The 6041-nt window shown below is 51.7% G+C and carries 7 protein-coding genes; 4 read left to right on the top strand and 3 right to left on the bottom strand.

From position 1 onward, the window contains the following. Window positions 1–206 precede the first annotated feature (206 nt). Both D6694_14880 and mtaB read left to right on the top strand, forming a co-directional pair. On the top strand, window positions 207–2069 hold the full coding sequence (locus tag D6694_14880; GenBank protein RMH35216.1) for a M61 family peptidase: 1863 nt from the start codon (window positions 207–209) through the stop codon (window positions 2067–2069). After that, window positions 2066–3412: a tRNA (N(6)-L-threonylcarbamoyladenosine(37)-C(2))-methylthiotransferase MtaB gene (gene mtaB / locus D6694_14875; protein ID RMH35215.1), complete on the top strand. Its 1347-nt coding sequence runs from the start codon at window positions 2066–2068 to the stop codon at window positions 3410–3412. The genes D6694_14880 and mtaB overlap by 4 nt, the downstream gene beginning before the upstream one ends. Here mtaB and D6694_14870 read toward each other — a convergent pair. Next, the gene (locus D6694_14870) at window positions 3409–3600 is read right to left on the bottom strand and encodes a DUF2892 domain-containing protein (protein RMH35214.1); all 192 of its coding nucleotides are present in this window, start codon (window positions 3598–3600) and stop codon (window positions 3409–3411) included. The genes mtaB and D6694_14870 overlap by 4 nt on opposite strands. An 80-nt stretch (window positions 3601–3680) precedes the next feature. Here D6694_14870 and D6694_14865 point away from each other — a divergent pair, with 80 nt between their 5' ends. Beyond that, the gene (locus tag D6694_14865) at window positions 3681–4001 is read left to right on the top strand and encodes an ArsR family transcriptional regulator (GenBank protein RMH35213.1); all 321 of its coding nucleotides are present in this window, start codon (window positions 3681–3683) and stop codon (window positions 3999–4001) included. Window positions 4002–4041: 40 nt separating this feature from the next. Here D6694_14865 and D6694_14860 read toward each other — a convergent pair whose 3' ends face one another. Then, the gene (locus D6694_14860; GenBank protein RMH35212.1) at window positions 4042–4536 is read right to left on the bottom strand and encodes a DUF4124 domain-containing protein; all 495 of its coding nucleotides are present in this window, start codon (window positions 4534–4536) and stop codon (window positions 4042–4044) included. A gap of 131 nt (window positions 4537–4667) precedes the next feature. Beyond that, on the bottom strand, window positions 4668–4973 hold the full coding sequence (locus tag D6694_14855) for a DUF3579 domain-containing protein (GenBank protein ID RMH35211.1): 306 nt from the start codon (window positions 4971–4973) through the stop codon (window positions 4668–4670). Window positions 4974–5155: 182 nt separating this feature from the next. Between D6694_14855 and pssA the strand changes: the two genes are divergently transcribed. Beyond that, window positions 5156–5911 carry a CDP-diacylglycerol--serine O-phosphatidyltransferase gene (gene pssA, locus D6694_14850; GenBank protein RMH35210.1) on the top strand — a complete coding sequence of 252 codons (756 nt, stop codon included), beginning with the start codon at window positions 5156–5158 and terminating at the stop codon, window positions 5909–5911. The last annotated feature ends 130 nt before the right edge of the window (window positions 5912–6041 follow it).

Here is a 6041-nt window from a genome sequence, read left to right as displayed (position 1 = left end):
GTGTCGCGGAGAAGCTGAACGTTAGAAGTCGTTCTGAAATGAGGACGGGGCTGACGAAAAGCGTCTTTGGCGTCCATTGCGTATGGGATATTTAGGGATGCTCGGGCCTAGCCAAGCATAACATCAACGTGACACTAAGATGGGCACGGTCGGTTCGAGAGCCATCACCGGATTTCCTCGCCACACCAGTGATTCATGGTTAAAATATGGCCTTTCTTCGGATGATTGATACTGGAAACACGATGGCGCCTCTTGTGAAATTTCGTGGATGGTGGTGGCTTATGGCCTTAGTGAGTGCGGTGGCATGGGCACGTCCTGCCGTGCGTTATCACATTGACATTGATGAGCCCGCACACCATGAAGCCCAGATCACCATGCTAGTGCCGCCAATATCGGAACAAGTGCTGGAATTGCGTATGGCAAGCTGGCGGACCGGTCGATATTTGATGCTGCCGTTGGCAAATGGTGTGATGCATCTTGTGGCAGAAACCAGCTCAGGACGACGTGTTCCGGTGCGCCGAGTGGAAAAAGATCGGTGGCAGGTTGAGGATTTACGTGGTGAGCCGGTAGAAATTCGCTACCGGCTATATGCCAATTCACTGGGGACACGAACGCGTCATATTGATGCCACTCACGCTTTCTTGGATCTTTCGACAACGCTGCTGTATGCACCAGCGCTTCGACAGCATCCTGTGGACATAGAGCTGACTGTCCCGAAAGGTTGGCGAAGTGTTTCCGGATTGGCGGCTGGAAGCGGTGCGCATGAGTTTCGCGCGGAAAACTGGGATGAAGCAGCGGATTCGCCAATTGAAACCGGCCTCCATCAATCGGTGAAATTTAAGGTTGGTCGTCAATCATTCGAATTGATCGTTTGGGGTGTCAGTAATTTGGATATCAATGCCGCTGCCCGGGATTTGGCTAAAATCGCGGCAGCACAGCGGACCTACTGGGGAGAGTTTCCTTTCGACCGTTTTATCTTCATGGTGCATGCGACAGATGGCGCGCGTGGGGCGACGGAGCACCCGAATTCGACCGTCATTCAAAGGCCGCGTTGGCGTTTCGGGACGCAAGAGGACTATTTTGACTTTTTGGCAACAGCTTCGCACGAACTGGTACATGCATGGAATGTCAAAGCCTACCGACCGCAGGGGTTGGTGCCTTATCGGTTTAACGACGAAAATTACACCGACCTGTTGTGGTTCGTGGAAGGCGGCACCTCCTATCTCGACGAATTGATGCTGGTCAGGGCCGGCATTTTGACGCCTAAGCAATATCTCAAGCGTTTGAGTGAACGTGTCGAAAAGCATTTAAAACGGCCGGGCGTGCGGCATATGTCACCGGCTGAGAGCAGTTTCATCGAGTGGATTGCGCCGAAAGGCGAACAGGCTTGGAACCGAGCGGTGAATATTTATCGCCAAGGCGAGATGCTGTCACTTTGGCTCGATTTACAATTGCAACAAGACAGCCAGGGCAAGCATTCCATTCGAGATGTTCACCGAAAGTTGTATCAGGCGTTTCCGGTCCAGAACCGCGGTTATACCTCAGAGGATTTGAAGGAGATTTTTGCCGAGCTGGGCTTGAAGAATGCGGATGAAATTTGGGAGAAGTACGTGGAAGGTGCTCATCCGCCGCCAGTTATCGATGCACTAAAACGTATCGGGGTTCGAACACGTTATCAGGACAAGACTAAGTGGGCCATTCATCAGTCTGTGGTTGCGGAGTTGGGACTTGAACTGGACCCGTCTGACCCGTCTGGCACACTGGTCAAAACTGTCACCGATGGCACGCCAGCCTGGCAGGCCGGGTTGACCGCGGGCGACAGAATTGTGGCACTGGATGGAATTCGAATCCATAAGGACAATCTGGCCAAGGTGCTGCGCACATTCAAGCCAAAACAACTTGTTGAGCTGGCATTTTTTCACAACGATCGGTTACAGACAGCCAGTATTCGACTGCAGGAAGTGCCATCTGGCCGTTTAACACTTGAATTGGCTGAATCTTTGTCCGCTGAAGAATTGAAACATTTGGCGTTGTGGCTTGGACAAGCGCCGAAGGAACCTCAGCAATGAAGCGCGTGTATCTCGATTTTTTGGGATGCCGACTCAACGAGGCCGAGCTTCAGCAGTGGGCGACCCAATTGCGAAAGCGGCAAATCACACTGGTACCGAGCCCTGGCCAAGCAGACGCCATCGTGTTGAATACCTGTGCAGTGACCGGTGAAGCCAGCCGAAAGTCGCGGCAGCGCCTTCGTCGATTGCATCGGGAAAATCCGCAAGCACGCCTGGTGGTCAGTGGCTGTTACGCCACCTTGTCGCCAGACGAATTGGCGCATCAGCTCGGTGTTGATCTGGTGGTGCCGAATCCTGAGAAAGATTTGTTGGTGGACAAACTGTGCGACTTGCTCGATTGGCCGGTGATGCCAGAAGCTGCAGCGGAACCAGATGCCGCAGCAATTTTTTCATGCCACCGAGATCGAGCCTTTGTCAAAATTCAGGATGGATGCCGTTATCGATGCACGTATTGTGTCGTGACGTTAGCTCGCGGAGAAGAACGCAGTCGCCCAATTGCTGAGTTGGTGGCTGAGGTACAATCACTATACGCACAAGGGATTTACGAAATTGTCCTCACTGGCGTGCACGTGGGCGGCTATGGCAGTGATATCGGCGAGAATTTAAGCTCGCTGGTTGGCGCTTTGTTATCAGATACGGACATACCACGCATTCGGTTCGCTTCAGTGGAGCCGTGGGACTTGCCAGATAATTTTTGGTCGCTGTTCGAGAATCCTCGTCTGATGCCGCACATGCATTTGCCGATGCAAAGCGGCAGTGACTCGGTGCTCCGCCGCATGAGTCGTCGTTGCCGCCGTGCAGAATTTATTGAGTTGGTCAAAACGGCAAGACGGCATGTGCCAAATTTTAATGTCACCACTGACATCATTGTCGGCTTTCCGGGGGAAACCGAGCAAGATTTCGAGGCCAGTGTATCGTTGGTCGAGGAAGTGGGGTTTGGGCATGTCCACATTTTTTCGTTTTCCCCTCGCAGTGGCACCAAAGCAGCACGTTTGCCTAACCAAGTTGACAATCAGGTCAAAAAAGCACGAAGCCAGCGGTTACATCAGATTGCCGCGCGCACGGCGCGTACGGAAATGGCTAGACAGATTGGAAATAGCGTTGAGATTCTATTTGAATCTGAGGTTGAGGCGGGCAGTCGCAAGGCTTATCGCTATTGGGGGCATACGCCAAATTATTTTCGGGTTGGCATCGAGTCGGATCGTGACGACCTAGGTGGTGCCATTGGGCGTGTTTCGCTGAGCGATATTTCCTCCGCTGGTCGATACATAGAAGGGACGTTGGTTGAAGTTGTGCGAGCGGCACCAGTTCGCCAGTCGATACCGCTCGCAGTCAAGTATTAGTCTTCTTTGACGCCAAGGCGTCGCAAGAGGCTCATCATAGGACACCAGTTGGTGAATGCCGATTGCAACAAATTCAGTCCGACAAATGCGGTGAAAAGGTAAAAATAAGGATGAACGAACCATCCGAGAGCGACGGATAGGAGAACAAAAAATCCTGCAATTGCTCGAAGCCAACGGTTGATTGTCATACCAACCTCCATTACTATAATTAGAGGCTGCTAATATACAATATTAGAGTTTTCTAATGCAAGAGATTTTGATGTCTAGTATGAACATGCAAAAGGCGTTTGATTTAGAAGCGATGGCCGAGAATGCGGCGCAAGCCGAGGCGGTATTGAAGGCACTGGCGAATCGTCAGCGACTTATGATCCTTTGTCATCTGACACAAGGCAAAATGACCGTTTCTGAATTAAATGAAAGAGTCGCCCTAAGCCAATCGGCGCTGTCACAACACTTGGCGCGATTGCGCCAGGATGGATTGGTCATGACAGAGCGGAAAGCGCAATGTATTTATTACTCGCTGGTGCCGGGGTTGCCGGCGCGCGTGATCGAGCTTTTGCATGACCACTACTGCGCGACCGGCAAATAAAAACCTGTCAGCCGATAGATTGTGCTCGGCCGCTATCCTTTTACTGGATAGGCGCTTCTGTTTCCTCAGCTTTTTTTGAGGCCAGCGGATCTGGCCCGCAAAATTCCTTGATTTGCTTTTTGCTTTCCTCAATGCGCTGCTGTTTCTCTTCGTCAGTCAGCAGACGTACTTCACCTGAAGCATCGGTAATTTTAATACGCGCAACATTCTGCAGCGTGTAGAGATTTTTCTTTGCCACTTCACAGTTGTGGCGGCGCGCTTCGCGATAACGGTCGAGTTGCTGCTTGGTGGGATCTGTCTTAGTGGCCTCCGGACTGGGAGCACTGGTTGGCCGCTGAGACGTCCGGCGTGCTGCTGGATTCTGCGCCGATGACTGAATCTCAATGACTTTAAAAGGAATGCCCGGCGGGGGTGGGGTTTCCGTATAATGTGGCACGCCTTTTTTGTCTTTCCAAACGTACATCTTGTCGGCCGCCAATGACAAAGCTGCTATCGCCAGTCCTGTGATGACCGATAAAACATATACCAAACGCATTGCATTGCCTCCTGGCACTTGATCTCAGTTTTCAAAAATAGCAACGCACTGATGATACAACAAATAAGAGATCAATGAACGACAAACGCACGATTATCAGACGCAAGACACATTTTTACTGTTAAAAGGCATCAGCGATTGACTTCATTCGACGCTAGCGGGCGCATCGGCAGCCGGTTGGTTGTGGCGAAATCACAAACCAATTGATATATCTTTGGGTGCTCCACGGCGAGCTCAGGCTCCACGATGACGCACTTTATACCGTCACGAACAGCCGGTCGGAGCAGGCGTGAGAAATAGATGCGGCGATTTCGAAACGTGGATAGGTGGCCGCATAGACGCTCTGCCCAGTCGCTTGGGCGAAATTTTTTTCCGTCTTCTGTGACGCCATAGATGACCAACGTTGACTTCGGCTGCTCGAACGCTTGCTGTTGCAATGTTCAGACTCTCCACGCTATTTGGGTTGACGCCCGGGGATGCTTTGGTGAGACTATAGCACATTCTCTTTGGCTCGATAGGTGTGCTCAGCCCTGCAGCCCGCCATTTTTGTGGTTTGTGGGGAGGTTGTCAACCGAGTCAGCGTCTAATGTAGACGACGATCAAAGATGAGGAAGAGTTCGTGACTGAAAAAACAACAAAACAAAGGCGAGGCATCTATTTGCTTCCGAACATCTTAACCACGGGGGGGCTGTTTGCTGGTTTTCTCGGAATCGTCAACAGCATGCAGGGGCACTATGGCTGGGCCGCGATCGCCGTGTTTGTGGCGATGATTATGGATGGTTTTGACGGCCGGATTGCGCGATTGACAAACACAGAAAGCGATTTTGGCGCTGAATACGACAGCTTGGCGGACGTGGTGTCATTTGGCGTGGCGCCAGCGCTCATTGTTTACAATTGGGCGCTTTCGGAATCCGGCAAATTTGGTTGGATTTCAGCTTTTATCTTCGTCGCAGCTGGTGCGCTGAGACTTGCCCGATTTAATACCCAGATAGGCATTCAGGACAAACGATATTTTCAGGGGCTGGCGATCCCATCTGGCGCCGCGATCATCTGTGGTATGGTTTGGTGCGGCGAAACCTACGGCATCTCAGGATCGGAGTATTCCATTGCCGTAGGCATCGTAACCATTGTGACGGCACTCTTGATGGTGTCCAATTTTCGTTACCATTCATTCAAACAAGTCGCTTGGCGCGAAAAGGTGCCTTTCGTTGCGATACTGGTGATCGTACTGATCTTTGTGATGATCGCGATGGAACCGCCTTTGGTTCTGTTTACCGGCTTCTCGCTTTATGGAATATCGGGGCCATTATTGACACTTTGGGGCCGTTGGCGGATGCGACCGCGCCGAACTCGCCAGACGAATGCGAAAGAATAAAAAATAGCGGTTGACTGCCGCAAAAATCCCTCTATAATTGCGCGCACCTTTGAGGACGGCGAGTTGTCCTGAAGGTGGCGGAACCCCAAATGGATTGAGTGATGGAGGGGGGTTGACGCGACTTCGGGAG

Source organism: Gammaproteobacteria bacterium (assembly GCA_003696665.1).
In the GTDB taxonomy this organism is placed as follows: domain Bacteria; phylum Pseudomonadota; class Gammaproteobacteria; order Enterobacterales.
Note: the sequence above shows the minus strand (reverse complement) of the source record. Positions and strands in the feature narration are given on the sequence as shown.